We start from the raw sequence: 25,759 nt of genomic DNA, 5'->3' as shown, positions 1-25,759 counted from the left end.
CAAATGCTATAATGATTTGGAATGCTTTTTGAAGGGGAAAATAAAATGAACAAAACACTTAAATTTTGGATACTTACACTGACTACTTTTACAATGATAGCCATTTTAAGTAGTTCCCTTTTTTCTAGTTATCTAGTAACGAAAAAAAGTTTGATTGAAAAATCATTAGAGCAAAATGAAATGTATGCACTGAAACTAGGGAAATTGTCTCAAGAAGTTTTTAAAGCAATGGAAGCGAATCTTGAAGCGAGAAAACCTGATGTAATTGGACATATCGATAACCCTGAAGAATTAACTAAAATTTTAAACCAATTATTAATAAGCGGTAAAAACTTTAATTCACTTTCTGTAATTGGAAGTGATAGTATCGCGATAGCAACCTCTCCGAACGTAGGTATTGCGGGTGAGAAAATAGACTCCCCGGGAGTGGAAGAAGCTCTGCGTAAAAAAGAAAAAATTATTACAAAGCCGTATAAAGCTGTAACAGGGCGGCTATTAATACTTGTGTCCACACCATTATTTGATGATTCGGGTACATACCTGGGGATGTTAAATGGTTCGATTTATTTGCAAGAAGATAATTTCATTCAAAGCATTTTAGCGGAACATTTTAGTCAAGATGGTTCCTATGTTTTCGTAGTTGATGAAGAGGGAACATTAATCTATCATCCTAACATAGTAAGAATTGGAGAAAGCGTTCGGGAGAATAAGGTGGTTCAAAGTTTATTGAACAGAAAAAATGGAGCACTAGAAATATATAATACACTAGGTGAACATGTATTGGCTGGCTATTCATATATACCTGAAAGTAAGTGGGGCGTTGTTTCACAAACTCCTTATAAGAGTAGTCTAGAGCCTATAAATGGAATTATTACAAAAATGTTTTTTTACTCATTACCATTTGTTATTCTATTTTTCTTGTTAGCCTATTTATTGTCAGAAAAACTTGCTTCACCTTTGAAAAACTTGGCGCTATCAACGATGAATTCGCGCTTTGAAGGTGTACCGGGGGTGAGTGGGAAGGTTTCTACATGGTATTTCGAAGCAAAACAACTGACTGAAACAATTGCTAATTACCGAAAGCTACAAGAGGAAGAGGTTGCGAACTTTAAGCATCAGTCATTAACAGATCCACTTACTGGTTTGAAAAACAGAAGATATTCAGCGTTATACTTTGCTGACTTATTGGAACAACACACCTCTTTTTCTATTATTAGTATTGATATCGATCATTTTAAATGCGTGAATGATGAATATGGCCATCAAACAGGGGATGAGACGTTACAATTTTTGGCGAACAAGATGATGTCTGTTGTTTCAGAAAAGGATGTTTGTGTCCGACTTGGTGGAGAAGAGTTTGTGATTATATCACCTAACGGCACTTTGGACGACACGTATAATCTAGCAGAAAAACTACGTAAGGAAATAGAAGCTAGCATCCTTTCGCAAAATAGAAAGATAACGATATCTGCAGGTGTTGGAGAGTATAAAGCAAATAGAGAGAGCGTGAATGAACTCTTTAATCGAGTTGATGAGGCATTGTATGTAGCAAAATCTGAAGGAAGAAATAGAATCATTATTTCTCCTTAAAAAAGAAGTTTTTCTCGCTAATATGGCGGAAAAACTTCTTTTTTACTTGTTCTTTTTTATTATATACAAAATACCTTCTACCATCAGTCCTATAACTAAACCAAAGGAAGTAAAGATAAATAGTGAAAGAATACCAACAAGATCACCAAATTCTTCTGTTCCAGCAAGAAATGAACGAAACAACTCAAAGAATCCAATGACAAGACCTATCGTGAAAATATAAAACCCTTTATGTAATTTATACATTAACAAGGCAGCTGCTATTACCCCGACAGCAACTGAAAATGCAGCAAAAGCGACGAAGTTCATAATAACTAAATCTTGACCTAGTATGTATCTTACACCTAAAATAAGTAAAAACATCGATGAAACAATCATAATACCAGCAATCTTATTGTGACTTTTTAGCAAGAGGGATCCCTTCTTTCTCTTTTCTAATCATACTGGAAATCGATTGTTTTTCCAACTACTGAATAAATACAAGAAAGGAATGATAGAATTGGCTGAACATTATTTCCATCTAAAAGCAAATTGGCCAGGCAACAGAAATGATGTCGGAGAAATTCAGGCAGAACATTTACATACAAAAGTGTCGATACCAGTAGAAATGGATGGACCCGGAATTGGAACAAATCCAGACGAAATGTTATTAGGAGCAGCTGCTACTTGTTATATTATTACGCTTGCGGCAATGCTGGAACGTAGTAAAATTGTTAAGCATGCACTAGATATGGAGTCAACTGCAGTCGTAGATGTCTCCAATGGCGTATTTACATATAAAAAAATTATTCATCGTCCAGTGATAGTTATTGAGCATGAAAAGGACCTGGCATTGACTGAGAAACTAGCAAAAAAAGCAGAAACTTCTTGCATGATTAGTCGTGCAATACAAGGAAATGTAGAAATAAAACTAGAGCCAACTATTACCGTTTATACAAAAAAATAATCAAAAACGCCCTTTTCTTGTGTGCAAAAGGGCGTTTTTATGTTAAATCACGTAGACAAATACGCAGATAAAGTGACTAATTGTCCCAAGTAAGATGAAAATATGAAAAATTTCATGGAATCCTAACTTTTTAATAAAAGGGATATTAGGCTTGATACCGTAAATAACCCCACCGATCGTATAAAAAATTCCACCTAGTATTAGAAAAAAGAGACCTTGTGTCCCGAGTACTCCCGCGAGTGGAGAAGCCAAAATAACAATAATCCATCCCATTCCAATATATAAAGCGGTAGAAATCCATCTTGGACAGTTGAACCATATCATCTTAAACAATATCCCACTAACCGCCATTATGGAGATAATACTGAATAACGTATAACCAGTAGTACCTTTTAAAGCGATTAAACAAAACGGGGCATAGGTCCCTGCTATCAATAAATAGATCATTGAATGATCCAATCGTCGTAACTGATGAATTACATGATCCTTAGCGATAACCATATGATAGGTGGCCGACGAAGCGTACAATAATATCATGCTCACTCCAAATAGAACAAGTGCGGTAATTGTTAAACCTGATGCTTCTAGTGCAATACCTTTCATAATCATGGCGATTAAAGCAAAAACACCAAGTATTGCCCCAAAAAGATGTGATAATCCGTTAAATGGTTCTCTTATATACTTCTCCATTAGAATACCCCCATGACATTATGTAGTTTCAATAACTACTTAATATAATATACTCATATCAATAAATAGTCAATGTTTACTGAAAACTATTTTTGAGATACGATAATAACAAGCTAGTATCGGAGGAATTTAACATGAACAAATCAGATGAACTCATCAATAGACTTGGACTTGAAGCTACTATTCATGCGGAAGAAATACCAGATATCGATCTTTATATGGATCAGGTTATTCAATTGTTTGATTCTAAATTTGGTCCAACTTTACGAAACGATGAGGAAAAGGTATTAACCAAAACGATGATCAATAACTATGCAAAAGGAAAATTATTTATCCCAATAAAAAACAAAAAATATTCCAAGCAGCACCTTATGTTAATAAGTTTAATCTATCAATTGAAGGGTGCCCTATCTATTAATGATATAAAGACCACAATGGATCCAATCAATGAAAAAATAATGAGTGAAAACTTCAATTTAGAGGATTTTTATTCGTATTCAGTCGCCTTGCAGCAAAGCAATGCGCAAAGTTTTTTAGAAGAAATAAAAGCTCATGAAAAGGAAATTGATCAATTTGATATGGATGAGGAATTGAAACACTTATTGTTTATCAATTCTCTTGCCAATATGAGCAATGCATATAGAAAAGCAGCAGAACTATTAGTGGATGACTTAATCACGAATAAAAAGGAGCCTAAAAAATGAAAACACTTTGGACAGATGGTCTTATTTTTACGATGGATGCAGAAGGGGAAACAGTAGAAGCGGTATTGGTGGAAAATGGGAAGATTATTCAAACAGGACAGAAAGATCAATTAGTACAACTAGCAGATCAAGTAAATTCATTACAGGGGGCTACTATGTACCCCGGTTTTGTGGATAGCCATATTCATTTAATTGGTCATGGAGAAAAACTAGCGTATTTAGATTTATCCACGTTTACTTCTATACAAACAATCGTGTCTGCAGTAACCGAACATGTGAAAAAAGGAGATTGGTATGTAGCGGAAGGTTGGAATGATAACAAATTAGTAGAAGGTCGTCCTATCACTTGCAACGATTTAGATGAAATGAAAGAAACTCCTGTCGTCTTAAAAAGAATCTGTAGACACGTGCTAGTTGCAAATTCGAAAGCGATGGAGTTAGCAGGAGTTACAAAGGACACACCGAACCCTATTGGCGGTATTATCGGAAAAGATGAGCACGGCAATTTAAACGGACTATTCTATGATGAAGCTCAACAATTAATTACTTCTCATATTCCTGCTGTTACTATAGAGTACTTAGAAGAAGTCATTAAAGCAAGTGTCGCCGACTTACAGTCAAAAGGACTAACAGGGGTACACACAGAGGATATGGCCTATTATGGTCCATACACTGTCCCACTTGAAGCGTATCGTCGTACAATAGAATCCAGTTTTCGAACGCATTTGCTTCGCCACCACGAAGTGTTTGAGCAAATGCAAGGAGAAGAACCAACAGAATTTATAGAATTTGGTGCGATGAAAATATTTATCGATGGGTCACTTGGAGGACATACAGCATTACTATCAGAAGATTATTCAGATTCTCCCGGGGTTAAAGGAGTTGCTGTCCACAATCAGGAAAAATTAGAGAATCTCGTAAAGCTAGCAAGAAAACATGATGAGAATATTGCAGTACATGTCATTGGTGATAAAGCTGTAGAAATAATATTAGATCTAATCGAAAAGTATCCTGTGCCAGTCGGTAAAAAAGACAGACTTATTCATGTAAATGTACTTACAGAAGAGTTAGTGAACAGAATGGCTAACTTACCAGTAGTCTTAGATATTCAACCAATGTTTGTGCCATCCGATTTCCCATGGGTCGTAGATCGTTTAGGAGAAGAACGTTTAACTTGGGCATATGCTTGGAAAACGTTAGTGGAAAAGGGCTTTGATTGCTCAGGAGGCTCCGACTCACCGATCGAGCTTGCTGATCCGTTACTTGGGATGGATGCAGCCACTAATAATATTTACTTACCACATCAAGAACTGACCGCTTTTGAAGCGATTTCGTTATTTACCTCTGGAAGTGCAAAGGCAATTGGTATGGAGCATATCCGTGGGAAAATTATGGGTGGCTATGATGCTGATTTTACAATTGTAGATCAAGCGTTAACAAAGCAGACATTTGCTACGTCCCAAGTGTTGCAAACAATTGTGAACGGTGAAATTGTTTTTAAAAGATAAAAATGAAACTTTTTGTCGCTTTCTGTCGTAAATAAGAAAAAGAAGAAAGGAGTTCGATTTTGCATGCAAAATACTGGTTTAAAAATTCTTCTACATGCGAGTACTTGGTTTGCTCCATTTCTAGTCCCGTTCATTTTGTACTTGGTTGTAGATGATGACGAGGTTAAAAAGCTTTCTATACAAGCGGTGCTATTTCAGCTTGTGATGTACTTTTTAATCACTGTCTCTGTATTCCTAATTATTTTTTTAATAGGTATCCCGATGCTCATTATTTTTGGTATAATGGCATTTGTTGTTCCAATAATCGGAATAATTAAAGCTATTAATGGAGATAAGTTTAACTATCCGATTGTAGGATCTTGGATTAAATGAGTCTCTCAATATAAAAGGGGAATTAGTATGGCTACTAGAATAGGTATTGATGCAGGTGGAACGTTAACGAAAATAGCTTATTGGGATGAAAAAAAAGAAATGTCCTTTCAGAGTTTTCCTTCATCCGACTTTAAAGCAGTAAAGGAATGGCTTGAGACAAACCACTCGTTAGCTTCTATCTGCCTCACTGGTGGTCGCGCGGCACAGCTAAAAGAATATCTTACTTCGATTAATGAAATCCCTTACATAGTGGAATTTGATGCTACGATGAATGGAGTTATGCATCAACTAAAAGAGGAAGTTATAAATAGTGAAGCCGCAATTATTGCGAATATAGGTACAGGTACCTCTATACATATTATGCAAGGAGAAACACATAGTCGCATCGGAGGAACCGGCATAGGAGGAGGAACCCTTCTAGGCTTAGGCTCCGCTTTAACAGGAATTCAAAATTACAAAGATATAATCGAACAATCGAAAATGGGAAATAGATCTTCTGTAGATATTTTAGTGAGTGACATATATCAAAACAATAAACTGCCTCTTAAAGGTTCTTTAACCGCAAGTAATTTTGGCGGGGTAGCTTTAAAGACACACGATACAAGAAACAGCACGGACATGTTAGCTGGAGTGCAGGGGATTATAGGAGAAGTAGTTGCTACACTATGTATTCAAGCAGCAGACGCACACCAAGTAGAAGATATTATTTATATTGGTTCCACATTAGAAGGAAATGAATTACTCCAAAAAATAATTGAATCTTATACCATCTTAAAAGAGAAAAAACCGATATTTCTGGAAAAACACGGCTATAGCGGAGCGATTGGTGCATTATTGGAAAATAATTAAAAAGAATTATGTATATCTGTTGCATTATTGGAAAGAGCGTGCTATATTTAAAGAGGATTATTTTTGTTCGGTTAGTTAGTAGGTGGCAACACTTTTACTTAACAGTGTTGAGCAAGGATAGTAACAAAATGTGTGCGTCAAATTGCACACGAGGAGGAAACAAACATGGAACAAGGTAAAGTAAAATGGTTTAACTCAGAAAAAGGATTCGGATTCATCGAGCGCGAAGGCGGAGACGACGTATTCGTACACTTCTCAGCTATCCAAAGCGAAGGTTTCAAATCTCTTGACGAAGGTCAAGAAGTAACTTTTGAAATCGAGCAAGGCCAACGTGGTCTTCAAACTACTAACGTAGTAAAAGCTTAATTTTAAACCTAAACTTTAACAGACTCTCTTCGGGGAGTCTGTTTTTTTATTTATAGAAAATTTCACTACTATGACAAGTGGGTAACCTTTTTAAAGTATATGATATGACAATGTATAAGGATAACGCTTACCAAGTAGATCATATCCTTCTAAAGCTTTTGCGAGCAGAATCCTAAAAGGTGTATATGATCGGCTTTTTTTCATGCTATAATTTAACAATACTATTTAAGTTTTAGGAGCAGAATAAATGAAAAAGTGGAAAAAAGAAGTTGAACTAAACGTTCCGATTGAATTTGCTTGGTCCTTTTTTTATGGCGATGTGGAAAAAAAGAAAATGATTTTTCCAAAAGTAGTAGAAGAGGCAATTTTAGAAAGTACGGAGCAAGTAGTGGGATCTGTTATTCATCAAACGTATCAAAACGGTTCGTTGACGGAACAATATGAAATAACCATTCAGAAGTTTGTGGACGAATTGGATAATAAAATGATTCAGGAAAGCTTTGTATTGAACGATCGTTTTCGGATGACTATTGACTATGAATTACAAAGAGTAGATAATAAAACGACGAAGTTTATCTACACATCACTAAATAAACCAAAAAATCCACTGCTCAGTCTCTTTCAGTTATTTGGAAGTGATGAAGTGATTGTGAACTTTATGAACCGCACAAAAGACACCATTGAAAATGCATACAAAACAACTGCCGATTAACTTTTCGGCAGTTGTTTTAATACGGCTTGTCTAGCTAGCGCGTGAGCAGCTTTGTTTTGGTCATCAGGAATCCATTTAATGAAAAATAAATCGAAGGTATCGCTAATTGCTAAAATTTTTTCTAATATAGCTGCAAACTCTGCATTTTTAGTATAGCGCTTTTCAACAGCAGCTAATACGATTTGAGAATCTGTTCGAACAGAGACGATCATAGGAGACAATTTTTGTGCTTCTTCTAACCCTCTGAGTAGCGCGATAAATTCGGTTGTATGATTCGAGTATTGCCCGATGAACTCGCTAAATTTTAAATGATGTCCTTCCCCTTTTATGAAAATGCCGATTCCACTTGGGCCTGGATTTCCAGTAGTTGAGCCATCGATATAAACTTCTAACATGTCAATCCCCTTTAAATATTGTTTTTTGTAGTCTGAATTACTTATAGCATACTTGCAAAAAAAAGAAACATAATAGTACAATTACGAAGGTAGCGAGGAGCGTAAACCAATGAAAAATACCCAAATTATAAATGAAATTGACCTTATTATGCAAAAGTATTGTGATGGTTGCTTTGTGCGTACGCAGCTTAGAAAGGATAAAGGAAAGTCCATCGCACACCAATTTTGCATTCATAGCTGTACGGTCGGAGAAGAGATCAAGCAAAAGGGAGAAAAACTTCAGTAAAAAAACCCACGACTATTTGTCGCGGGAAGAACCGTTTCTAACTATTTTTAATAACGTTTGCAGCTTGAGGTCCTCGATTTCCTTCCACAATTTCGAACGTAACGTCTTGTCCTTCTTCGAGTGCCCGAAATCCATCGCCTTGAATACCTGTAAAATGGACAAATACATCTTCTCCATCATTATACTCGATAAATCCATAGCCTTTTTCATTATTAAACCATTTCACTTTCCCTTGTTGCATAAACGTTCCTCCCTCGGTCCATTAAAAATTCTGATAATGGATAAATATACTATATAGTAAATGACAACTATCGTCAATAATATGTCGAATTTTAACTGTTTTGTCCCACTAATTCGACGTATAATAAAAGAAAAAAGGTTGGGATACAGATGAATATTAAAGTAGATCCGCTATCCGATTTGAGTATAGCCAAAAATGCCAAAATGCAACCAATTCGCCAAATTTCGGATAAAATAGGAATTCCAGAAGAAGCCTTAGAGCAATACGGTAACTATAAGGCTAAAATTGATCCCACAAAAATAGCAACCAAAACAAAATTAGGTAAAGTTGTACTTGTAACTGCGATAAGCCCGACAGCAGCAGGAGAAGGAAAATCTACTGTAACCGTTGGATTAGCTGATGCCATGAAGAAAATCGGTAAGTCTGTTGTAGTAGCCCTTCGTGAACCATCTTTAGGACCAGTAATGGGTGTAAAAGGCGGTGCAACTGGCGGCGGCTACGCACAAGTTTTACCTATGGAAGAAATAAACCTACATTTCAATGGTGATTTGCACGCGATTACGACGGCAAATAATGCCTTAGCAGCAATGATTGATAACCATATCCACCAAGGAAATGAATTGCAAATCGATCCAAGAAGAATTATTTGGAAACGAGTGCTTGATATGAATGATCGTGCGCTTCGCCATATTACGATTGGTCTAGGTGGACCCGCGCAAGGAATTCCTCGCGAGGATGGGTTTGATATTACGGTTGCATCTGAAATCATGGCGATTCTTTGTTTGGCTAAGGATTTAGGAGATTTAAAGGAACGATTAGCGCAAATCGTTATCGGTTATACATATGCAAAAGAACCAATTACTGTGCGTGTTTTAGGAGTAGAAGGTGCACTTACTTTATTATTAAAGGAAGCAGTTAAACCAAACTTAGTGCAAACAATTGAAGGGACGCCTGCGATTATACATGGCGGTCCATTTGCGAATATTGCACATGGATGTAACTCAATTATCGCTACAAAAACAGCGATGAACCTAGCGGATGTCGTTGTGACTGAAGCAGGATTTGGCGCAGATTTAGGCGCAGAAAAATTTATGCATATTAAATCACGACAAGGGAACATAGCACCTGACGCAGTTGTTATCGTTGCAACAATTCGAGCGCTTAAAATGCAAGGTGGAACACCGAAAGAATTGCTAAAGGAAGAGGATGTAAATGCACTACTGGAAGGAACAAAGAACTTAGAAAAGCATATAGAGACGATTCGAGCATTTGGTATTGAGCCTGTCGTTGCTTTGAATAAATTTTCTGCTGATACAGCAGCTGAAACAAAAGCATTATTAGCATGGTGTGAAGAAAGAAATATCTCCATTGCTTTAACCGAAGTTTGGGAAAGAGGAGGAGCAGGTGGAGTCGAACTTGCAAAATTAGTTTTAAGAGAACTAGAAAAGCCCAAAAGTTTTGCACCTTTGTATAGTCTTTCAGATACGATTGAACAAAAAGTACGAACAATTGTACAACAGGTGTATGGTGGGAAAGATGTTGTTTTTACAGATGCTGCTAAAAAACAAATCGATCAAATAACTGCATACGGCTGGGACGCTCTTCCAATTTGCATGGCGAAAACACAGTACTCACTGTCCGATCAACCAAAATTATTAGGACGCCCAACCGACTTTACTATTACTGTTCGAGAAGTTATTCCGAAGCTCGGTGCTGGATTTCTTGTTTGTCTAACCGGAGATATTATGACAATGCCAGGATTACCTAAAAAGCCAGCTGCTTTGAAAATGGACGTTTCGGAAGATGGACAAGCGGTAGGATTATTCTAACAAATTAAAAGACTGCACATTAGCAGTCTTTTTTTGTTTTATTCGTTATAATGTAAAAGAGAAGAACTCTTAAGGAGAATAAACAATGAATCCAATACATAAGTGCGAACAATTGGTGAAAGAAGTTTACAAGCATTTTGATGCGAGTCATGACTTTCAACATATAGAACGAGTACGCAAAAACGCGTTTGAAATAGCGGCATCTGAACCTACTGCTGATTTGGAAATAATCGAGTTAGCGGTACTATTACATGATGTTAGTGATCCAAAATATGCTACAGTGGAAGAAAAACAGGAAGAAGATAGAATTATAAAGCAACTTTCTTTACCGACGGAAAGAGTAATTCAACTTAAAACGTTGATAAAATCCATTTCTTTTAATGGAGGAAACGAAACAGCCGCGGATTCGATAGAAGCTCAAATCGTTCGAGATGCGGACCGTTTAGATGCAATCGGAGCAGTAGGAATTGCACGTACATTTGCATATGGCGGAGCAAAAGGTAGAAAGTTATACGATTCGGATGAAACGCCTAGAGATAATATGTCTATAGAAGAATATCGTTCAAAAGAAACAGCATCTGTTACGCATTTTTATGAAAAACTCTTAAAGCTTGCTGATGGAATGCTAACGGAAAAAGGAAAAGAACTTGCAAAAGAAAGACATGCATTCATGGAATTATTTTTGCAAAACTTAAGAAAAGAAACAGGGGAACAAATATGAGTCATTTAATCATTTCAAACTTAACAAAAACAGTCGGAGAAAAAACGCTGTTTGAAAATATTAGCTTTACGATAAACCATCATAATAGAGCTGGTTTGATAGGCATCAACGGTACTGGTAAGTCTACATTCCTATCAATAATTGCTGGCCAACTAGAAGCGGATTCCATCAATCGTGATCATCCAAACAAATATCGAATTGCGTATTTAGAGCAACAGCCAGTATTTGATAAAGATGAAACTGTCTTGCAAACCGTATTTAGTGGAGATTCTCCTATTCTTAAAATTAACCGAGAATATGAAGAAGCCTTACTTGCCTTAATGGAAGAACCTAATTCCACTGAACGTCAAAATAAATTAATGGATCTCCAGCAAAAAATGGATGATCTCCAAGCATGGGACGTCAATGCACTTGCAAAAACGGCGCTGACAAAATTAGGAATTACTCAATATGAGGAGTCCATTTTGCATTTATCTGGTGGACAACAAAAAAGAGTAGCACTTGCTAAAGTTTTAATAGAGCCAGCAGATTTACTTCTTCTAGACGAGCCTACGAACCATTTGGACAAAGAATCCACCGATTGGTTACAAGAAATGCTTCAACGAGTAGAAGGTTCTATTATTTTTGTTACACATGATCGCTATTTTTTAGATGCAGTAGCAACACATATATACGAATTGGCGGATAAAACACTTTACACACATACTGGAAATTATGCGGATTATTTAGAATCGAAAGCATTACGAGAAGAAATGAATGCTGCATCGCAACAAAAACTACAAAATCTATATCGCAATGAACTGAAATGGATTCGAAGAGGTGCAAAAGCAAGATCGACCAAACAAAAGGCTAGAAAAGATCGGTTTGAAGAAATAGATTCAAAAATTGATCGTAATAATTCTACTCAAAATTTAGATTTAGAAATTGCGACAACTAGACTTGGTAAACAAGTATTGGAAGGCGTAAATATTTCTAAAAAATTTGACTCTAAGATAATTGTAGAAGATTTTTCATTTTTACTACAAGCTGGGGATCGTATTGGAATTGTTGGACCTAATGGTGTGGGGAAGAGTACTTTACTTAAAATGCTAGCAAGAGAAATTCCGATGGATTCTGGGGAAATAATTGTAGGCTCCACCGTTAAACTTATGCACTTTTCTCAGCAGCTACCAAAGCTAGATGAACAGACAAGAATGATAGAATATGTACGAGAATCTTCGAATTTAATCGAGACGGGCTCTGGAGAAAAATTTTCGGCAGCGCAAATGCTAGAACGATTTTTATTCCCTTTAAATACGCATGGCACACAGATTGGTAAACTTTCTGGTGGAGAGAAAAAAAGATTAGTGTTGTTGAAAATGCTGATGGAACAGCCGAATGTTCTGTTTATGGATGAGCCGACCAATGACTTAGACATTCAAACATTATCTGTTTTGGAAGACTTTATGGAGACTTTCCCGGGAGTCATTGTGACGATTTCCCATGACCGATTTTTCCTAGATCGTATCGCGAAAAAGCTTTGGATATTAAATGGCGATGGTTCTGTCAATGAGTGGTTAGGCGTTTATTCCGATTATTTGGAAGTTGCCAAAGCAACTCCAATCGAAATAGTGGAAGAAAAAAAAGAAGAGCCTCCTGTCAAAGTGGTAAAAGAGAAAAAGAAAATGTCCTATAAAGAGCAGCGAGAGTGGGACACTATTGGCGAAGAAATAGAAAAAACGGAGCAGCTGATTGCAGAATTAGAAGAAAAGATAGTAAATACAGGCTCTGATTTTATGTTACTGCAGGAATTAACGGATAAATTAGAACAAGCCAACAGCACATATGAACAATTAATAGAGAGATGGTCTTATTTAGAAGATATCGCTTCTTCCTAATCATATTTATTGGAGGTATAAATGATGAAAATAGTTACAATTGAACCAACACCAAGTCCGAATACGATGAAGGTAGTTATCGATCAGGAGCTACCATTCGGTAAAAGCCATAATTATAAAAAAGACAATATCCAGGATGCGCCAAAAGAAATCAAAGACCTATTTGCAATTGAAGGTGTAAAAGGAGTCTATCATGTAGCAGACTTCCTAGCGATTGAGCGTATTGCTAAATTTAGCTGGGAATCTATTTTAGCTTCTGTAGAAAATGTGTTCGGAGCTGACAATCAAGAACAAACGAGTGAACAGCCACTGGATCATTACGGAGAGGTTTATGTACATGTACAACAATATAAAGGGATTCCACTTCAGGTTAAAGTGTTTGATAGCGAATCTGAATCCCGTTTTGGCTTATCCGACCGTTTTACCAAAGCTTTAGATGAAGCGATGGAGGGTGACAAAGAAAACTATATTATGCTTCGTAAATGGGTAGACTATGGCGTTCGATACGGCGATCAAAAAGAAATTGGAGAACAACTAGTAAAAGAATTAGAAGCGACTTTCCCGGAAAGCAAACTGCAGCAGCTAATCGAAGAAAAAGATAAAAATGAGGAAGAAAAGGCGGCAGTACGCGTTCCTTTTACGTTAGAACAATTTGAAGTAAGTGATTGGGAAAAACGATTTCAATTACTGAATAATTTGATCAACCCTGAATTAGAAGATCTGCCAATCTTAGCAAAAGCAGTGGAGGACGAACAAGTATCCATTCGTCGTCTAGCGACTGTATACCTTGGACTAATAGAAAATGAAGCAGTCATTCCTTATTTAGAAATAGCATTAAAGGATAAAAGTGGTGCTGTACGACGAACAGCTGGAGACGCAATGAGTGATTTAGGCTTTGAACAATTTGCAGATGCGATGAAGGTTGCCTTATTCGATAAAAACAAACTCGTTCGTTGGAGAGCAGCTATGTACTTCTATGAAGTAGGTGAAACAGATGCACTTCCTGCCTTGAAAGAAGCGATGGAGGATAAAGAATATGAAGTGAAGCTTCAAATTCGTATGGCAATCGCGCGTATTGAAGACGGAGAAGAAGCAAAAGGATCTGTTTGGAAGCAAATGAGTGAAGCACGAAAATAATAAGCTTCAAGTGGTTTTTCCTCTTCGTGCAAGTATTTCCACTCATGGTTAATACATGTTCTATATGCAACATTTAAGCATGGAACTTTCAAAAATCCATGTTATTCTAGAGACGTAAGAAAACAGGCCTGGTAACCTGTTAGAAGATCTCCCTTCGAATTTCTTACACAATCGCTAAATATATAAGCCTCACGTTGAAGAGTGAGGCTTTTTTTGTTGGTTAGAAAACTTTAGAAGATTTAGAGGTGTGAATACGTTTATTCAAGTTGTGAGAATCCGATAACTCTCATGCGCTATCTCCTATAACAGGAAGCATCTAGCTACATAATTATCCAGTTAATGGATAAGGGCAACCAATCAGTTACTGAAGGCAAACAATTCTGTCTGTAAAGCAACCAAACTACTAATAAGAGCAACCAATTTGCTGTTGAAAGCAACCATCCTTTAAAATAGCAAGTTTACTTGGAGTGAGAAGCCAATCACTTGACTCGATAATGTTATATTACTTCTTCTCTTTGAAAAAATAGTCGAAAATGAATTGTTGAAAATTAGTCGCGGCAGGCGATAAATAGCGATTCTCCACCCGAGCCATACCAATTACCCGTTCACATACCATGTCCTCAATTCGTAGTTTAGCAATTTTCCGCGGATTTATTTCCTCCCCATCTGGTAATATCGAAAAACCGAGACCTGCGGATACAAAACCTGCAACAGTAGCTACTTCGTCCCCTTCAAATGCAATATTCGGCAATAAGTTCGTATTAGAAAATATACTATCCGTTGTTTTACGTAGTGCATATCCTTTTTTCATGGAAATAAAAGACTCGTGAATTAGTTCATTTATTGAAATGCTTTTTCGATTTGCGAGAGGATGATGGATGGGAACAATAACAAATAACTCATCACGCCATAATTCTATCCAGTCAATTGGCTTTTCATAGTCAATAGATGCAACTAAGCAAAGATCCAATTCCCCTGATTTAAGCTGTTTTAATAAAGTGTGCGTATGGTTTTGTTTAAATTGAAATGTTATATGGGGATATTTGTAATGAAATGCACGAATAATATTTGGAACTGTACTCGTTCCAAGCGTATGTAAAAAGCCAAGGGTTATTTCTCCTTGCTCTGGATCAATTAACTGCTGAATATCATTTAATCCATCGCTCATTTCACTCATAATTCTGTTAACCCTTTCTAAAAACATTGTTCCATATCGATTTAGAATAATGGAGCGACCTTGACGATCAAAAAGAGGAACCCCAATTTCTTCTTCTAAACTTGCAATGGAGCGGCTTAATGCCGGTTGTGATATGGACAATAGTTCAGCGGCCCGTGTCATATGTTGAACATTTGCGAGCGTTTGAAAATATTCTAGTCGTTGCCATTCCATTCGAAACATCTCCTCATTCAATTGATACCTTTTGTGCATCTTATTTATAAAAATAATAAATTATACTTTATGGATAGTCAATGATAGGATAAGAATCAATAAGCTATCACACTAAAGGGGATATTAAAATGAAACTAGTCGCGCCTAAATCTTTTACATTTGTAGGGGGAAATCGAGCTGTCCTTTTACTGCATGGATTCACGGGAAGTACGAAAGATGTAAAACGATTAGGGGAGTATTTACACAAGAGAGGATTCACTTGTCATGCGCCGATGTACCGTGGACATGGCGAAGCACCTGAGGCATTATTACAAACAACGCCTGCACAGTGGTGGCAAGATGTTCTAGATGGATACAATTATTTAAAAAATCAAGGTTATAAAGAAATAGCAGTAGCAGGTATTTCTTTAGGGGGCGTTTTTTCGTTGAAAATAGCAGAAGAATTTCCTGTCAAAGCTATCGTCTCTATGTGTGCTCCGATTAAACGCAGCAATACAGATGGTTTGTTTGACCGTCTATACAATTATGCTAAAGTGTATAAATCCTTTGAAGGAAAATCTAGAGAAGTCATTATTCAAGAACTGGAAGCGTTAAAGGATAGTCCTTTGGATTCTTTAAGTGAAGTACAATCTTTCATCGAAGACGCTTGTACGGATTTACCAGCGATTTCTTCTCCGACTCTTGTTTTACAAGGCGCTTTAGATGGGGTTATTTATAAAGAAAGTGCATCATTTATCTTAGAACAAGTCGAAACGGATACGAAAGAAATTATTTGGTATGAAGAATCTGGGCATATTATTACAACAGGAAAAGAAAAAGATAAAGTATGCGAAGACGTCTATGCATTTTTAAACCAACTAGACTGGACAGAAGATGTTCGTGCTGTTGTGTAAACAATGCAGCTTATTAACCATTATGGAAGCCTATCATATATTAGAAACATCATTCCTTATATTTGAATGATGTTTTTTTCTTTCTATTTGATTTAATTTTCAAACTACTTTTTACGTTAAATGCGTTTAAATAATGAGTAATAAGTAAATAATAAGAAGGATAAGGGATGCTATGATGAACGGAGGAGTAATATGAGTGAGGAAATAATCGAAAAAAAAGCGAATATAAAAAATGAAATACATATCACCTACTACTTTTCCATTTTGTTCACCATATTAGGAACGCTCTCCGTTCTTTTATTATTGTTTTATAAGATGGACACTCTCAGTTTGTTTACTGTATTACTTTCTATATCTGCTGGTGGACTTCCTCTTGGAGTCATTGGAGCGTTTGTCGATTATAAAATATCTGAATACAAACTAAAAAGTAGTAAAACTATATAAAGGCGAATAATACGGAAATGACTAAAAGCATCTTGGAAGGTGCTTTTTCTATGTGTACAATAACTATAGTCCATCCTATAATAATTCAGTCGAAGGAGGAAAAAGGTTGAAGTTATTGAAAGTACTTTTTGGTTTCATTGTCATAATTGGAATTATTGGCATTGCCGCATACTATTTTGTACCTAAACTAATCGCAGATCAAGTAATGGAAAAAGTAACGGTTGAACTTGAAGATAGTGGTCAATTGGAAAATATAAAACAAGAAATAAAGAATGACCCACAATTACAGGCATTTATAGAAGAAGGCAAAAATGTAGATAGTAGTCAGCTACCATTCCAAACAAAAGAAGAAGCTACGAGGGTATTGCTTAAAAAATTTAATATAAGCGAATTGCAAGAGATCCAAGCAAAAGCCAAAAACGGGATGAACGCAGAAGAAAAGCAAGCACTTTATAATCAGTTTGAAAGTAAATTAACAGACGAAGAGATGCTTGCGCTAAAGGCTTTAGCTTATAAGGAATTGTTTAAGTAATGCTTGTCCTATCTCCATTACTTCTTAGCCGGAGTTGATAAATAAATATTTCATAAATATTTTGAAAGAAACAGGGCAAAGTAATAGGAACAAATACGGAGTGGAGGGATTAATAGGATGAAGCATAAAAGATATATTTTTGCTCTATTGACGGGTTTTTTATCGGTTGGTTTGTTGTTCGGCTGCGATGGTGTGGATGAAGATGAGCCAGATCCAAGCGAAGAACCTTCAGAGCAGCAAGAAGATAACAGTCAATAAGAAAAGATATATAATTATATGAACATCGTTCCAATAAGAACGGTGTTTTTATTTATGCTAAAAAACGAAAGACAGGTTAAAAACCTGTCTTAGATTATAATGAAAATTTTAGTGCAAAGCCCATTGTAATTAGTAATAACCGTTACCTAAGAAACTTGCACCAATAATAATCAAAAGAATAAATAGAACCACTAGTAAAGCGAATCCTGCACCATTTCCATAACCGCCGCCGCCGTTAACCGCTTCTCCCATTCCGAACACCCCCTATATTTGGGACAATACCTTTTATAACAACTCTAAAGGTAATCCGATTCATTTTTAGTTTTAAGTAGATCGTTTAAAACAACTGGAGACACAGCTAAAAGTGGTGTGACGTGCTCTTCAGTTATAAAGTAGCTTATTCATCGTTTGAAAAAGCACCGGGGCAGATGCCCCTGAGAAATGGATGAAATCCATTCGATAGGGATGCGAGTTCAAAGAAATAATATATGAAATGAAGTTATATCATAATAATACGTATTTCAATTATTAAGTGTCGTTTGAAGAACAAAAAAACGCAAAAAAATAGACCCTTTTCAAGGTCTTCTAATTATTGTTTCGTAATTGACATATTCTTTAATGATTAACAACTCAATAACATCTTGCACTGAATATGAATAAGAGGCATGTGCAGGGACTAGTTCATTGAATTGTTGTACTATTTCGTTAAGGGTTTCGGCATAAAAATCATTTATGGTTAACTCTAATTTTGTCATCTTTTTCTCCTTCTTTTTTCTAAGCATTAACTTATTATAATTTTTTTATTCAATTAACTATATGACATTTTGAGTGAGGTATATCCCAAATTTCGTCTGCTAAAGTGATAAAAATGGTGAATTCATATTAAAAGGGCAACTAACGTTAGCTTGCCCAAATAATTTTTATCCCGCATTACGGACAGTAAGAGTCCCAATTCAAGATTTAAGAAAGCAAAAAGATAAGTGGGAGATCATCTGCCCGTAAAAGCCCGATGAAATGATCCCAGACTAAGTACGCAACATCGTGTTGCAACGTCTGTGTGACCCACATCGTGTGGGACACAACTAACAAACAGTGGGGGATGAAGATAACCCCCACTGTTTGAAGTTTCACCTTATCCCGCATTAACGGGCAGTAAGACTCCCATTTCAAGATTTAAGAAAGCAAAAAGATAAGTGGGAGATCAACTGCCCGTAAAAGCCCGATGAAATGATCCCAGACTAAGTACGCAACATCGTGTTGCAACGTCTGTGTGACCCACATCGTGTGGGACACAACAAACAAACAGTGGGGGATGAAGATAACCCCCACTGTTTGAAGTTTCACCTTATCCCGCATTAACGGACAGTAAGACTCCCAATTCAAGATTTAAGAAAGCAAAAAGATAAGTGGGAGATCAACTGCCCGTAAAAGCCCGATTGGATGATCGCATACTAAGTACGCAACATCGTGTTGCTCCTGCGCAAAGCTCGTCGCAAAATAAAAGAGCGTTTGCCACGTCTGTGAGCCCCACATCGTGTGGGCCTCAACTAACAATCAGTGGGGGATGACGGGGACTAAAAGCGCGACGTTCATATCGCAACGTCCGCACTAGCACGTCCTGTGCGTCGGAAACCCCGACTGATTGAAGAGTTTCACTTTATTCTTTTTCTGGAGAGCTGTAGTGTAGTGGTGGAGGGACAAGCCATCCTTTATCCTTGTTTAAGCGCAATAATTTGGCACCTATTTGTGCTCTGCTCATATGAAACTGACTGTACATCAATGCAATATCTTCTCTAATAGACATACCCATAGCTTTGCTACATGCAACTAAACCGGCAGCGCTATCCATTGAAAGTGCAGCACTGATCTCAGGATCGTTAAATCGTGCTCCTGGAGGAATGTCCTCTATTCTTGCTTCTGGACGTTCAGGAGGCGCGGGTGGTAGTCCAATACCATTAATTTTAACAATAGTTTCAATTTGTTTATTTTCGTCTTTCATACATTGGATCGATTCTTCCAGAATCTTTTCTAAATCTTTATCGCCTGTATGATTAGCAAAGGTCTGATATGCAGCGATTAAACCATTATTTGTAGCTAAATTTGTCCATAAAGTAAACACTTCACCATAGTGTAAAGGTTCGTCTTTTGGATTCCCGCTTAGAATTCCCATTATTGCACTCCTTGTCATGATAATAAATTTATTCGATCAAAATTATTATGTGTGAAAAGCTGATATATATCCTTACACGGTTTGAAAATGGTAAGCAAAGCACTGTTCGGGGGAATGTTCTTTAAGTTCTTTAAGTAATGTTATTTACGATTATGAGTATAAATTCCGCATTAGAGGGAAATTTTATGTGTGTGAGATCCCTTCGCAGAATCTCATGAATTATAGCCCCACTGTTGAAGAAGTGGGGCTTTTTCATGTACATATAAAAATAAGGTGGTCGCTTTTTTAATTAGGATGTTTTTGCAACTTTTTTCTTTCTTGTAGCAGGTTTTTTCTTTTTACCTGTCTTATCAAGTGAAGCTTGAAGGGCCGACATCAGGTCAGTTACATTATCAGGGAGGGGTTGTTTATCACTTACGGAGACCGTATTGTTACCAGCTTTTTTCTCCTCAATTAGCTCCATCAACGCTGTACGATATTCGTCGGTATATTTTTCAGGTGTAAATGCAGTAGTCAATTGATCAACTAGTAAAAGAGCTGTATCGAGTTCTTTTTGAACAACTGTCTCCTCACTTGGAATGTTTGGAACATCTGCAGTACTTCTAACTTCATCTGGAAAATGGATTGTCTCCATTACAAGCGTATCTTTATAAACTCGTACAACCGCTAATTGTTCTTTTGATCGTATTATTATTTTGGCAACACCTATTTTGCCAGATTGCTCTAATGTTTTTCTTAAAAGGGAGTAGGCTTTTCCACCTGTTGTGTCCGGTGACAAAAAATATGAACGTTCGAAATATATAGGGTCTATCTCCTCAAGTTTAACAAAATCTATTATCTCAACGGCTTTATCTTCGTTTTCTTTCTTTAACGCTTCTAATTCCTCGTCATCGAGTACGACAAACTTATTTTTTGCATATTCATATGCTTTTACAATGTCCTCTTCTTTGACTTCTTTTTCGCATCCTTCACATACTTTTTTATAACTAATAGGTGTATGACACTCTTTATGAAGCTGTCGTAATTTAATATCTTTATTTTCTGTTGCTGAGTGCAGTTTAATGGGGATATTTACTAATCCAAAGCTAATGCTACCTTTCCAAACTGTATGCAATATTTTCACCTTCTCATTCTTTTTGTTCTTATTATGTAATTATTTATGTGTTCTATGTATTACTCTAAAGAATTCATCAAATGCTAAACAAAAAAGAAAGTAGGTTGTAATTTGAAACCCATGCTTTTAACGGCAACCGAAGATATACCAAAAGGTAGTGAGTGGCTATATGAAACAAAATATGATGGCTATCGCTGTATGTTAGAGTGGGAGGAAAAGACCCCCATTTTGAAAAGTAGAAATGGAAGATTGCTAAATCACTTATTTCCGGAAATCATTGATTATTGCCTTGGAATTTATAATCGTGTTCAAGCATTCTTACCATTAAAGCTAGATGGTGAACTTGTTTACTTAATTAATAATTTTCAAAGTGATTTTTCGATTGTGCAAGCAAGAGGGAGAATGAGAAGCTCAGATTCTATTGTAGAACATGCGAATGCTTTTCCTTGTCATTACGTTGCGTTCGATATCTTATTATATAAAAGTGAAGTACAAACGAATCGGCATTTAACAACGCGAAAACAAATACTTGCTAAACTTTTTAAATCATTAAAGCTTACAAGTCATGTCAATTATGAAGATACGAACAGAATTCAGGCGATAAATTTTTCAGAGAACAGCGAATTATTATGGAATAAAATTAAAATAAATAATGGAGAAGGAATTATTGCAAAGAAAAAGACGAGTAAATGGATAGGGGATACGCGTTCGCTTAGTTGGTTAAAAATAAAAAATTGGAGATACGTGGACGTTATCCTTACTAAATACAATAAAAGCAATAGCTATTTCAATGGGGCCATTTATAAAAATAATGTCCTTGTCGAAATTGTTTCTTTTAGTCATGGTCTGAAAGAAGAGGAATTTAAAACGCTGGTAGCATTCTTTGAAGAAAATGGTACGAAGGAAAAAGGAGAAGTATGGTCGATCGATCCATCGATTTGTGTCAATATTGCTTGTATTGACTTCCAAGGGGACAAGTTAAGAGAGCCAAGATTTAATGGATTTAAATGGATGATGACTGTTAAAGAGTGCAACTGGGAAAGCATGCGTCGTCAGCTCAATCCACTTCCTGAACTAGTAGCGTTCACCCATCCGGACAAACCGATTTGGCCTAATATTGACTATACGAAAGATGATTATCTTTATTATTTACAAAAGATATCTACTTATATGCTTCCTTTTTTAAAAGATAGATTACTGACAGTTATTCGTTATCCGCATGGTGTAACCGGCAAAGTGGAAAAGTTTTTTCAAAAACACGCTCCTGACTATACACCGAGCTTTATTCAGACAAAGCTTGTTGAAGATATAAATTATATATTGTGCAATGATATTGAATCATTGCTCTGGCTAGGAAATCAACTGGCATTAGAGTTCCATATTCCATTCCAAACCATTCAAACGAATAAACCAACCGAAATTGTATTTGATCTAGATCCGCCTTCTGTTAATGAGTTTTCTTTGGCTGTTGAAGCCGCCTTACGAATGAAAGCTATATTTGACCAATTTCAGTTGACGGCGTATATAAAAACATCCGGCGGAAAAGGTATGCAAGTGTATATACCATTACCTGCTGATACTTTTTCCTATGAAGATACCGGGATATTCACTAAATTTGTTTGCAACTTCTTAGTGGAACAGTATCCGAAATGGTTTACAATGGAGCGTCTTAAAAAGAATCGTGGAACTAAACTATATTTGGATTATATACAGCATAAAGAAGGGAAGACAATTATCGCTCCATATTCGCCAAGAGGTAATGAACTAGGGCTTATTGCAACTCCTCTAAATTGGGAGGAAGTTAATGATTCACTAAACCCTTCTTCGTTTATTATTCCTGCAGTGCTAGAGCGTATACAAAAACAAGCAGATCCCTTCCGTAATTTCCGACAGGATATTAATGTAAAAAAGTTTAAGGATGTACTTAAGCGACTGAAATAACCGTAAAGATTGGAGAAATCTACTTAATAATAAATAGTCTTGACGTTGCTCTTCATAAGAATCGGACAACAGCGTTAGGACTATTTAAATCCATTTAAATCTTCCTATCTTGAAAAAAAGTCCTCTGTAAGTCATTAACTTCAGCTGCAACCCGTATACCTGATTCAATCGCACCTTGAATCCAACCGTGAACGGATGAAGCATGTTCACCAGCAAAGTGAACGCGTCCTTCGGGAGAAGCGATATAGGGAGATAGCTCTGTGACTTGTTCCGGCTTAAACATCGTAAAAGCACCACCGGAATACGGATTTCGAACCCAACTATAGCCCGTGCCTGTTATAAACTCACGATACACCTGTTCACCATGAATAGTGGCCAAATTTTTCAATGCATATTCCAATCGATTTTCAGTACTCAAGCTATCCCAAGATAATGCATCATCTTCCCATGTATAACTAGCCAAAATGACACCTGGTCCCGATGTACCGATTCCTTGGCTCGGATATTGAGTGTATGTAATAGGCAAATCAGAGGCTGTGCTACCGCCAAACATACCTTCTCTTTCCCAAAACCTACTTTTAAACTGGATACCGGTCTTTGTGGATCCGGCATAGTGAAGCTCGCGAATCGCTTTCCATTTGTTGTTGGAAAAAGAATCCCGTGGTTCAACCTCGACAAATTGAAAAACGGAAAAGGGAATCGTCACGATGGCTAGATCACCGGTGATTTGAAAGGGTCTTAGAATTTTTGTGTGGATAGAGTCAATCGTGACCTGGTTGTTATGCTGCAATATCTTCGTCACTTTTAGTCCAAACATAATGTTATCCTTTAATTGTGGAAGAAATGCTTTAGGGAGTTGGTCGTTTCCACCAGTAATCTCATAAAACTGAATATCAGGGGTAAATAAAATCATCAGTTCACGCAATAACTCTAAAAAAGAAAGCTCCATTAATCCTCCCAGTGAAAGAACTACTTTAATCATTTCGATGGCACCCGGAGATAAAGTTATTCCAAAAGGATTATATCTCAAATAGGCGTCCATTGAGTATCTATCAAATTGTTTTATGACCAAAGGCCAATTTCTCTGCGGGTTTTGATTGATAAAATCAGTGAGCGGTTTTATTACTAATGTAAGTAATTCCGTAGCCGTTTTACCTCTTTCTTGTGGAGCTACGGGGAAACCAAGAATATCAGGGTTCTGTTTATAATACTTCAATCGAGTCTTAATTCCTCTAGCATAAATGATATCGTTAGGAGTACTATTAATAAACCGATTAACCGGTAATTGAAATTTTTTTAAGTATTCCATCGTTAAATAATGAGTATGAGGAACACGCATTGCACCTGCTTCAAGATATAATCCATTAATAAAATCAGATTTTAACGTGTAGATACGGCCGCCAACTCTTTCGGCTGCCTCAAGGATTGTAACATTGTGTCCAGCCTCTTTTAAAAGAGAGGCAGCGACAAGTCCTGCCATTCCTGCGCCGATAATGATAATCTTTTTGGGGTTTTGAGTTCTGTTAAGTCCATTTCTGATGAAGGAAATCATTTGATCGGATGGTAACTGAGGGAATACGTAATTTGCCATACTTTGTCTCCTTTGCAATGACTCCGCACATCCGGTGGATGATTGTAATAAACCTTCCTTTAAGAATGCTTACTTTCATCCTATTCAACTAATACATGACCATAATACATTAAAGTAGAAAAAATGGAGATAAAATTCAATATTCCTATTACTTAAAAGTAAATAGCAATTCATTCTCTTAACAGTGCTGTCCCTTAACAACACTTCAAACAGAGACCTTTAAAATGGGCTTATAAACAATCCCAAAGCGCGTTTGAGGATTGATTCTACATTTCAAAAGAAGTTGCAACAGAGAGCATGTAAAAGAAATTTGTAGGTACTTTGGAATAAAGTTTATAGAAAAAGAGGTGACAGGAGTGTCGAATCTACCTACATTAAATGCCGTACAAGAAAAAAATCTTAGAAAGCTATGAATTGGGTAAAGGACTTGAAGCTGCAGGAGAGTGGCACGTATTAAAAGAACTTTTACCCGAACTTCAAAATAAAAGTGTACTTGATTTAGGATGAGGTTTCGGTTGGCATTGCCGTTATGCTAGTTGAACAGCAAGCAAGGTCTGTTATTGGAGTAGATATATCTGAAAAAATGCTTGGACAAGCCCGTGAAATGACTGATGACCCTTTAATTTCATACATTAAAATGCCAATTGAGGACATTGATTTTTCAGACTCTCAATTTGATGTTGTGATCAGTTCTTTGGCTATTCGTTATATTAAGTCCTTTGAAACACTCTGCAAAAAGGTCTATGATTGTTTAAAACCTGGAGGTTCTTTTCTATTTTCGGTCGATCATCCAATTTTCACCTCGCGAAACGAACAAGATTGGTATTTTGATGATTAAGGAAATCGTCTGCATTGGGCACTTGATAATTACCAAATGGAAGGATTACGTGAAACATCATTCCTAACTGAAAATGTTATAAAATATCATCGTACATTTTCAACTTATATCAATGACTTTATCATTGCTGGATTTAATATAAGAACAGTCAAGGAACCAATACCTTCTAAGGAAATGTTAAAAAGTATTCCTGAAATGAAAGATGAACTCCGTAGACCTATGTTCTTAATAATTTCAGCACAAAAGTAAATGTTTTTATTAAGTTTCTACGTGATGTAGAGGTGTTTTTCTTATTTTATAGGAAGGAATATAAAGAAATAATCTTTTTATAAAAGCTATAAGTGATAAACTCAATAATTAAACAA

The 25,759-nt window shown here is 36.4% G+C and carries 28 protein-coding genes and 1 pseudogene; 19 read left to right on the top strand and 10 right to left on the bottom strand.

Annotated features, from left to right (window positions below; all coding sequences use genetic code 11):
- The first annotated feature begins 45 nt into the window (after positions 1–45).
- Positions 46–1,590 (top strand): sensor domain-containing diguanylate cyclase, encoded by a 1,545-nt coding sequence (locus FG382_RS01420; RefSeq protein ID WP_170206423.1) that lies wholly within the window; start codon positions 46–48, stop codon positions 1,588–1,590.
- Between the two features lie 42 nt (positions 1,591–1,632).
- On the opposite strand, the gene FG382_RS01415 is transcribed toward FG382_RS01420, so the two are convergent.
- A complete protein-coding gene (locus tag FG382_RS01415; protein WP_142537088.1) occupies positions 1,633–2,001 on the bottom strand; it encodes a hypothetical protein in 369 nt (122 codons plus the stop codon).
- Between the two features lie 88 nt (positions 2,002–2,089).
- Between FG382_RS01415 and FG382_RS01410 the strand changes: the two genes are divergently transcribed.
- The gene (locus FG382_RS01410) at positions 2,090–2,536 is read left to right on the top strand and encodes an OsmC family protein (protein ID WP_142537087.1); all 447 of its coding nucleotides are present in this window, start codon (positions 2,090–2,092) and stop codon (positions 2,534–2,536) included.
- 42 nt (positions 2,537–2,578) lie between these two features.
- Here FG382_RS01410 and trhA read toward each other — a convergent pair whose 3' ends face one another.
- Positions 2,579–3,226: a PAQR family membrane homeostasis protein TrhA gene (trhA, locus tag FG382_RS01405; RefSeq protein WP_142537086.1), complete on the bottom strand. Its 648-nt coding sequence runs from the start codon at positions 3,224–3,226 to the stop codon at positions 2,579–2,581.
- A gap of 134 nt (positions 3,227–3,360) precedes the next feature.
- Between trhA and FG382_RS01400 the strand changes: the two genes are divergently transcribed.
- From FG382_RS01400 to FG382_RS01375, 6 genes are all read left to right on the top strand, one after another.
- Entirely contained in the window at positions 3,361–3,930 is a 570-nt protein-coding gene (locus FG382_RS01400) for a DUF1836 domain-containing protein (RefSeq protein ID WP_142537085.1), read from the top strand.
- Positions 3,927–5,438, top strand: a complete 1,512-nt coding sequence (locus FG382_RS01395; RefSeq protein ID WP_142537084.1) for an amidohydrolase — start codon at positions 3,927–3,929, stop codon at positions 5,436–5,438. Before FG382_RS01400 ends, FG382_RS01395 begins: the two co-directional genes overlap by 4 nt.
- Before the next feature lie 63 nt (positions 5,439–5,501).
- Entirely contained in the window at positions 5,502–5,810 is a 309-nt protein-coding gene (locus tag FG382_RS01390) for a DUF4870 domain-containing protein (RefSeq protein ID WP_142537083.1), read from the top strand.
- A gap of 27 nt (positions 5,811–5,837) precedes the next feature.
- Complete coding sequence (coaW, locus tag FG382_RS01385; RefSeq protein WP_142537082.1) at positions 5,838–6,659, top strand: type II pantothenate kinase; 822 nt, start codon at positions 5,838–5,840, stop codon at positions 6,657–6,659.
- Between the two features lie 165 nt (positions 6,660–6,824).
- Entirely contained in the window at positions 6,825–7,025 is a 201-nt protein-coding gene (locus FG382_RS01380) for a cold-shock protein (RefSeq protein WP_142537081.1), read from the top strand.
- 247 nt (positions 7,026–7,272) lie between these two features.
- Positions 7,273–7,737 (top strand): SRPBCC family protein, encoded by a 465-nt coding sequence (locus FG382_RS01375; RefSeq protein ID WP_142537080.1) that lies wholly within the window; start codon positions 7,273–7,275, stop codon positions 7,735–7,737.
- Here FG382_RS01375 and FG382_RS01370 read toward each other — a convergent pair.
- The gene (locus FG382_RS01370) at positions 7,734–8,132 is read right to left on the bottom strand and encodes a reverse transcriptase-like protein (protein ID WP_142537079.1); all 399 of its coding nucleotides are present in this window, start codon (positions 8,130–8,132) and stop codon (positions 7,734–7,736) included. The two genes, FG382_RS01375 and FG382_RS01370, sit on opposite strands and share 4 nt — an antisense overlap.
- 109 nt (positions 8,133–8,241) lie before the next feature.
- Between FG382_RS01370 and FG382_RS01365 the strand changes: the two genes are divergently transcribed.
- Complete coding sequence (locus FG382_RS01365; RefSeq protein ID WP_142537078.1) at positions 8,242–8,418, top strand: zinc-finger domain-containing protein; 177 nt, start codon at positions 8,242–8,244, stop codon at positions 8,416–8,418.
- A gap of 37 nt (positions 8,419–8,455) precedes the next feature.
- Here the strand turns inward: FG382_RS01365 and FG382_RS01360 are convergent, their stop codons facing one another.
- The gene (locus FG382_RS01360; protein ID WP_142537077.1) at positions 8,456–8,659 is read right to left on the bottom strand and encodes a cold-shock protein; all 204 of its coding nucleotides are present in this window, start codon (positions 8,657–8,659) and stop codon (positions 8,456–8,458) included.
- 149 nt (positions 8,660–8,808) lie between these two features.
- Between FG382_RS01360 and FG382_RS01355 the strand changes: the two genes are divergently transcribed.
- The 4 genes from FG382_RS01355 to FG382_RS01340 all read left to right on the top strand — a co-directional run bounded on the left by FG382_RS01355 (position 8,809) and on the right by FG382_RS01340 (position 14,223).
- Complete coding sequence (locus FG382_RS01355; protein ID WP_142537076.1) at positions 8,809–10,488, top strand: formate--tetrahydrofolate ligase; 1,680 nt, start codon at positions 8,809–8,811, stop codon at positions 10,486–10,488.
- Between the two features lie 85 nt (positions 10,489–10,573).
- On the top strand, positions 10,574–11,209 hold the full coding sequence (locus FG382_RS01350; protein ID WP_142537075.1) for an HD domain-containing protein: 636 nt from the start codon (positions 10,574–10,576) through the stop codon (positions 11,207–11,209).
- Complete coding sequence (locus FG382_RS01345; protein WP_142537074.1) at positions 11,206–13,086, top strand: ABC-F family ATP-binding cassette domain-containing protein; 1,881 nt, start codon at positions 11,206–11,208, stop codon at positions 13,084–13,086. Before FG382_RS01350 ends, FG382_RS01345 begins: the two co-directional genes overlap by 4 nt.
- Positions 13,087–13,110: 24 nt before the next feature.
- Positions 13,111–14,223 carry a conserved virulence factor C family protein gene (locus FG382_RS01340; RefSeq protein WP_142537073.1) on the top strand — a complete coding sequence of 371 codons (1,113 nt, stop codon included), beginning with the start codon at positions 13,111–13,113 and terminating at the stop codon, positions 14,221–14,223.
- 502 nt (positions 14,224–14,725) lie between these two features.
- On the opposite strand, the gene FG382_RS01335 is transcribed toward FG382_RS01340, so the two are convergent.
- Positions 14,726–15,613: a LysR family transcriptional regulator gene (locus FG382_RS01335; RefSeq protein ID WP_142537072.1), complete on the bottom strand. Its 888-nt coding sequence runs from the start codon at positions 15,611–15,613 to the stop codon at positions 14,726–14,728.
- 128 nt (positions 15,614–15,741) lie between these two features.
- Here FG382_RS01335 and FG382_RS01330 point away from each other — a divergent pair, with 128 nt between their 5' ends.
- The 4 genes from FG382_RS01330 to FG382_RS22510 all read left to right on the top strand — a co-directional run bounded on the left by FG382_RS01330 (position 15,742) and on the right by FG382_RS22510 (position 17,740).
- Complete coding sequence (locus FG382_RS01330) at positions 15,742–16,506, top strand: alpha/beta hydrolase (RefSeq protein WP_142537071.1); 765 nt, start codon at positions 15,742–15,744, stop codon at positions 16,504–16,506.
- A 192-nt stretch (positions 16,507–16,698) separates the two neighbouring features.
- A complete protein-coding gene (locus tag FG382_RS01325) occupies positions 16,699–16,950 on the top strand; it encodes a hypothetical protein (protein WP_142537070.1) in 252 nt (83 codons plus the stop codon).
- Positions 16,951–17,056: 106 nt separating this feature from the next.
- Positions 17,057–17,482, top strand: a complete 426-nt coding sequence (locus tag FG382_RS01320; protein WP_142537069.1) for a hypothetical protein — start codon at positions 17,057–17,059, stop codon at positions 17,480–17,482.
- A gap of 117 nt (positions 17,483–17,599) precedes the next feature.
- The gene (locus tag FG382_RS22510) at positions 17,600–17,740 is read left to right on the top strand and encodes a hypothetical protein (protein WP_170206422.1); all 141 of its coding nucleotides are present in this window, start codon (positions 17,600–17,602) and stop codon (positions 17,738–17,740) included.
- Between the two features lie 129 nt (positions 17,741–17,869).
- On the opposite strand, the gene FG382_RS01315 is transcribed toward FG382_RS22510, so the two are convergent.
- The 4 genes from FG382_RS01315 to ku form a co-directional block, all read right to left on the bottom strand.
- The gene (locus FG382_RS01315; protein ID WP_142537068.1) at positions 17,870–17,992 is read right to left on the bottom strand and encodes a YjcZ family sporulation protein; all 123 of its coding nucleotides are present in this window, start codon (positions 17,990–17,992) and stop codon (positions 17,870–17,872) included.
- A 323-nt stretch (positions 17,993–18,315) separates the two neighbouring features.
- A complete protein-coding gene (locus FG382_RS01310) occupies positions 18,316–18,495 on the bottom strand; it encodes a hypothetical protein (protein ID WP_142537067.1) in 180 nt (59 codons plus the stop codon).
- 902 nt (positions 18,496–19,397) lie between these two features.
- Complete coding sequence (locus FG382_RS01305; RefSeq protein ID WP_142537066.1) at positions 19,398–19,910, bottom strand: DUF3231 family protein; 513 nt, start codon at positions 19,908–19,910, stop codon at positions 19,398–19,400.
- A gap of 289 nt (positions 19,911–20,199) precedes the next feature.
- The gene (gene ku, locus FG382_RS01300; RefSeq protein ID WP_142537065.1) at positions 20,200–21,024 is read right to left on the bottom strand and encodes a non-homologous end joining protein Ku; all 825 of its coding nucleotides are present in this window, start codon (positions 21,022–21,024) and stop codon (positions 20,200–20,202) included.
- Between the two features lie 111 nt (positions 21,025–21,135).
- Between ku and FG382_RS01295 the strand changes: the two genes are divergently transcribed.
- The gene (locus FG382_RS01295; protein WP_142537064.1) at positions 21,136–22,965 is read left to right on the top strand and encodes a DNA ligase D; all 1,830 of its coding nucleotides are present in this window, start codon (positions 21,136–21,138) and stop codon (positions 22,963–22,965) included.
- Between the two features lie 94 nt (positions 22,966–23,059).
- Here the strand turns inward: FG382_RS01295 and FG382_RS01290 are convergent, their stop codons facing one another.
- Positions 23,060–24,556, bottom strand: coding sequence for a flavin monoamine oxidase family protein (locus tag FG382_RS01290; RefSeq protein ID WP_142537063.1), 1,497 nt, complete (start codon positions 24,554–24,556; stop codon positions 23,060–23,062).
- Between the two features lie 420 nt (positions 24,557–24,976).
- Here FG382_RS01290 and FG382_RS01285 point away from each other — a divergent pair.
- Positions 24,977–25,643, top strand: a pseudogene (locus FG382_RS01285) (class I SAM-dependent methyltransferase); the annotation flags it as partial.
- Positions 25,644–25,759 lie beyond the last annotated feature (116 nt).

The organism is Psychrobacillus lasiicapitis (genome assembly GCF_006861795.1).
In the GTDB taxonomy this organism is placed as follows: Bacteria; Bacillota; Bacilli; order Bacillales_A; family Planococcaceae; genus Psychrobacillus; species Psychrobacillus lasiicapitis.
Note: the sequence above shows the minus strand (reverse complement) of the source record. Positions and strands in the feature narration are given on the sequence as shown.

Excerpts from the sequence above, each read along its gene's own strand:
- FG382_RS01340 (WP_142537073.1), top strand. The coding sequence starts at position 13,111 with ATGAAAATAGTTACAATTGAACCAACACCAAGTCCGAATACGATGAAG.
- FG382_RS01325 (WP_142537070.1), top strand. The coding sequence starts at position 16,699 with ATGAGTGAGGAAATAATCGAAAAAAAAGCGAATATAAAAAATGAAATA.
- FG382_RS01375 (WP_142537080.1), top strand. The coding sequence starts at position 7,273 with ATGAAAAAGTGGAAAAAAGAAGTTGAACTAAACGTTCCGATTGAATTT.
- FG382_RS01290 (WP_142537063.1), bottom strand. The coding sequence starts at position 24,556 with ATGGCAAATTACGTATTCCCTCAGTTACCATCCGATCAAATGATTTCC.
- coaW (WP_142537082.1), top strand. The coding sequence starts at position 5,838 with ATGGCTACTAGAATAGGTATTGATGCAGGTGGAACGTTAACGAAAATA.
- FG382_RS01390 (WP_142537083.1), top strand. The coding sequence starts at position 5,502 with ATGCAAAATACTGGTTTAAAAATTCTTCTACATGCGAGTACTTGGTTT.
- FG382_RS01380 (WP_142537081.1), top strand. The coding sequence starts at position 6,825 with ATGGAACAAGGTAAAGTAAAATGGTTTAACTCAGAAAAAGGATTCGGA.
- trhA (WP_142537086.1), bottom strand. The coding sequence starts at position 3,226 with ATGGAGAAGTATATAAGAGAACCATTTAACGGATTATCACATCTTTTT.
- FG382_RS01350 (WP_142537075.1), top strand. The coding sequence starts at position 10,574 with ATGAATCCAATACATAAGTGCGAACAATTGGTGAAAGAAGTTTACAAG.
- FG382_RS22510 (WP_170206422.1), top strand. The coding sequence starts at position 17,600 with ATGAAGCATAAAAGATATATTTTTGCTCTATTGACGGGTTTTTTATCG.
- FG382_RS01330 (WP_142537071.1), top strand. The coding sequence starts at position 15,742 with ATGAAACTAGTCGCGCCTAAATCTTTTACATTTGTAGGGGGAAATCGA.
- FG382_RS01355 (WP_142537076.1), top strand. The coding sequence starts at position 8,809 with ATGAATATTAAAGTAGATCCGCTATCCGATTTGAGTATAGCCAAAAAT.
- FG382_RS01395 (WP_142537084.1), top strand. The coding sequence starts at position 3,927 with ATGAAAACACTTTGGACAGATGGTCTTATTTTTACGATGGATGCAGAA.
- FG382_RS01400 (WP_142537085.1), top strand. The coding sequence starts at position 3,361 with ATGAACAAATCAGATGAACTCATCAATAGACTTGGACTTGAAGCTACT.
- FG382_RS01365 (WP_142537078.1), top strand. The coding sequence starts at position 8,242 with ATGAAAAATACCCAAATTATAAATGAAATTGACCTTATTATGCAAAAG.
- FG382_RS01335 (WP_142537072.1), bottom strand. The coding sequence starts at position 15,613 with ATGGAATGGCAACGACTAGAATATTTTCAAACGCTCGCAAATGTTCAA.
- FG382_RS01315 (WP_142537068.1), bottom strand. The coding sequence starts at position 17,992 with ATGGGAGAAGCGGTTAACGGCGGCGGCGGTTATGGAAATGGTGCAGGA.
- FG382_RS01310 (WP_142537067.1), bottom strand. The coding sequence starts at position 18,495 with ATGACAAAATTAGAGTTAACCATAAATGATTTTTATGCCGAAACCCTT.
- FG382_RS01360 (WP_142537077.1), bottom strand. The coding sequence starts at position 8,659 with ATGCAACAAGGGAAAGTGAAATGGTTTAATAATGAAAAAGGCTATGGA.
- FG382_RS01370 (WP_142537079.1), bottom strand. The coding sequence starts at position 8,132 with ATGTTAGAAGTTTATATCGATGGCTCAACTACTGGAAATCCAGGCCCA.
- FG382_RS01305 (WP_142537066.1), bottom strand. The coding sequence starts at position 19,910 with ATGGGAATTCTAAGCGGGAATCCAAAAGACGAACCTTTACACTATGGT.
- FG382_RS01345 (WP_142537074.1), top strand. The coding sequence starts at position 11,206 with ATGAGTCATTTAATCATTTCAAACTTAACAAAAACAGTCGGAGAAAAA.
- FG382_RS01420 (WP_170206423.1), top strand. The coding sequence starts at position 46 with ATGAACAAAACACTTAAATTTTGGATACTTACACTGACTACTTTTACA.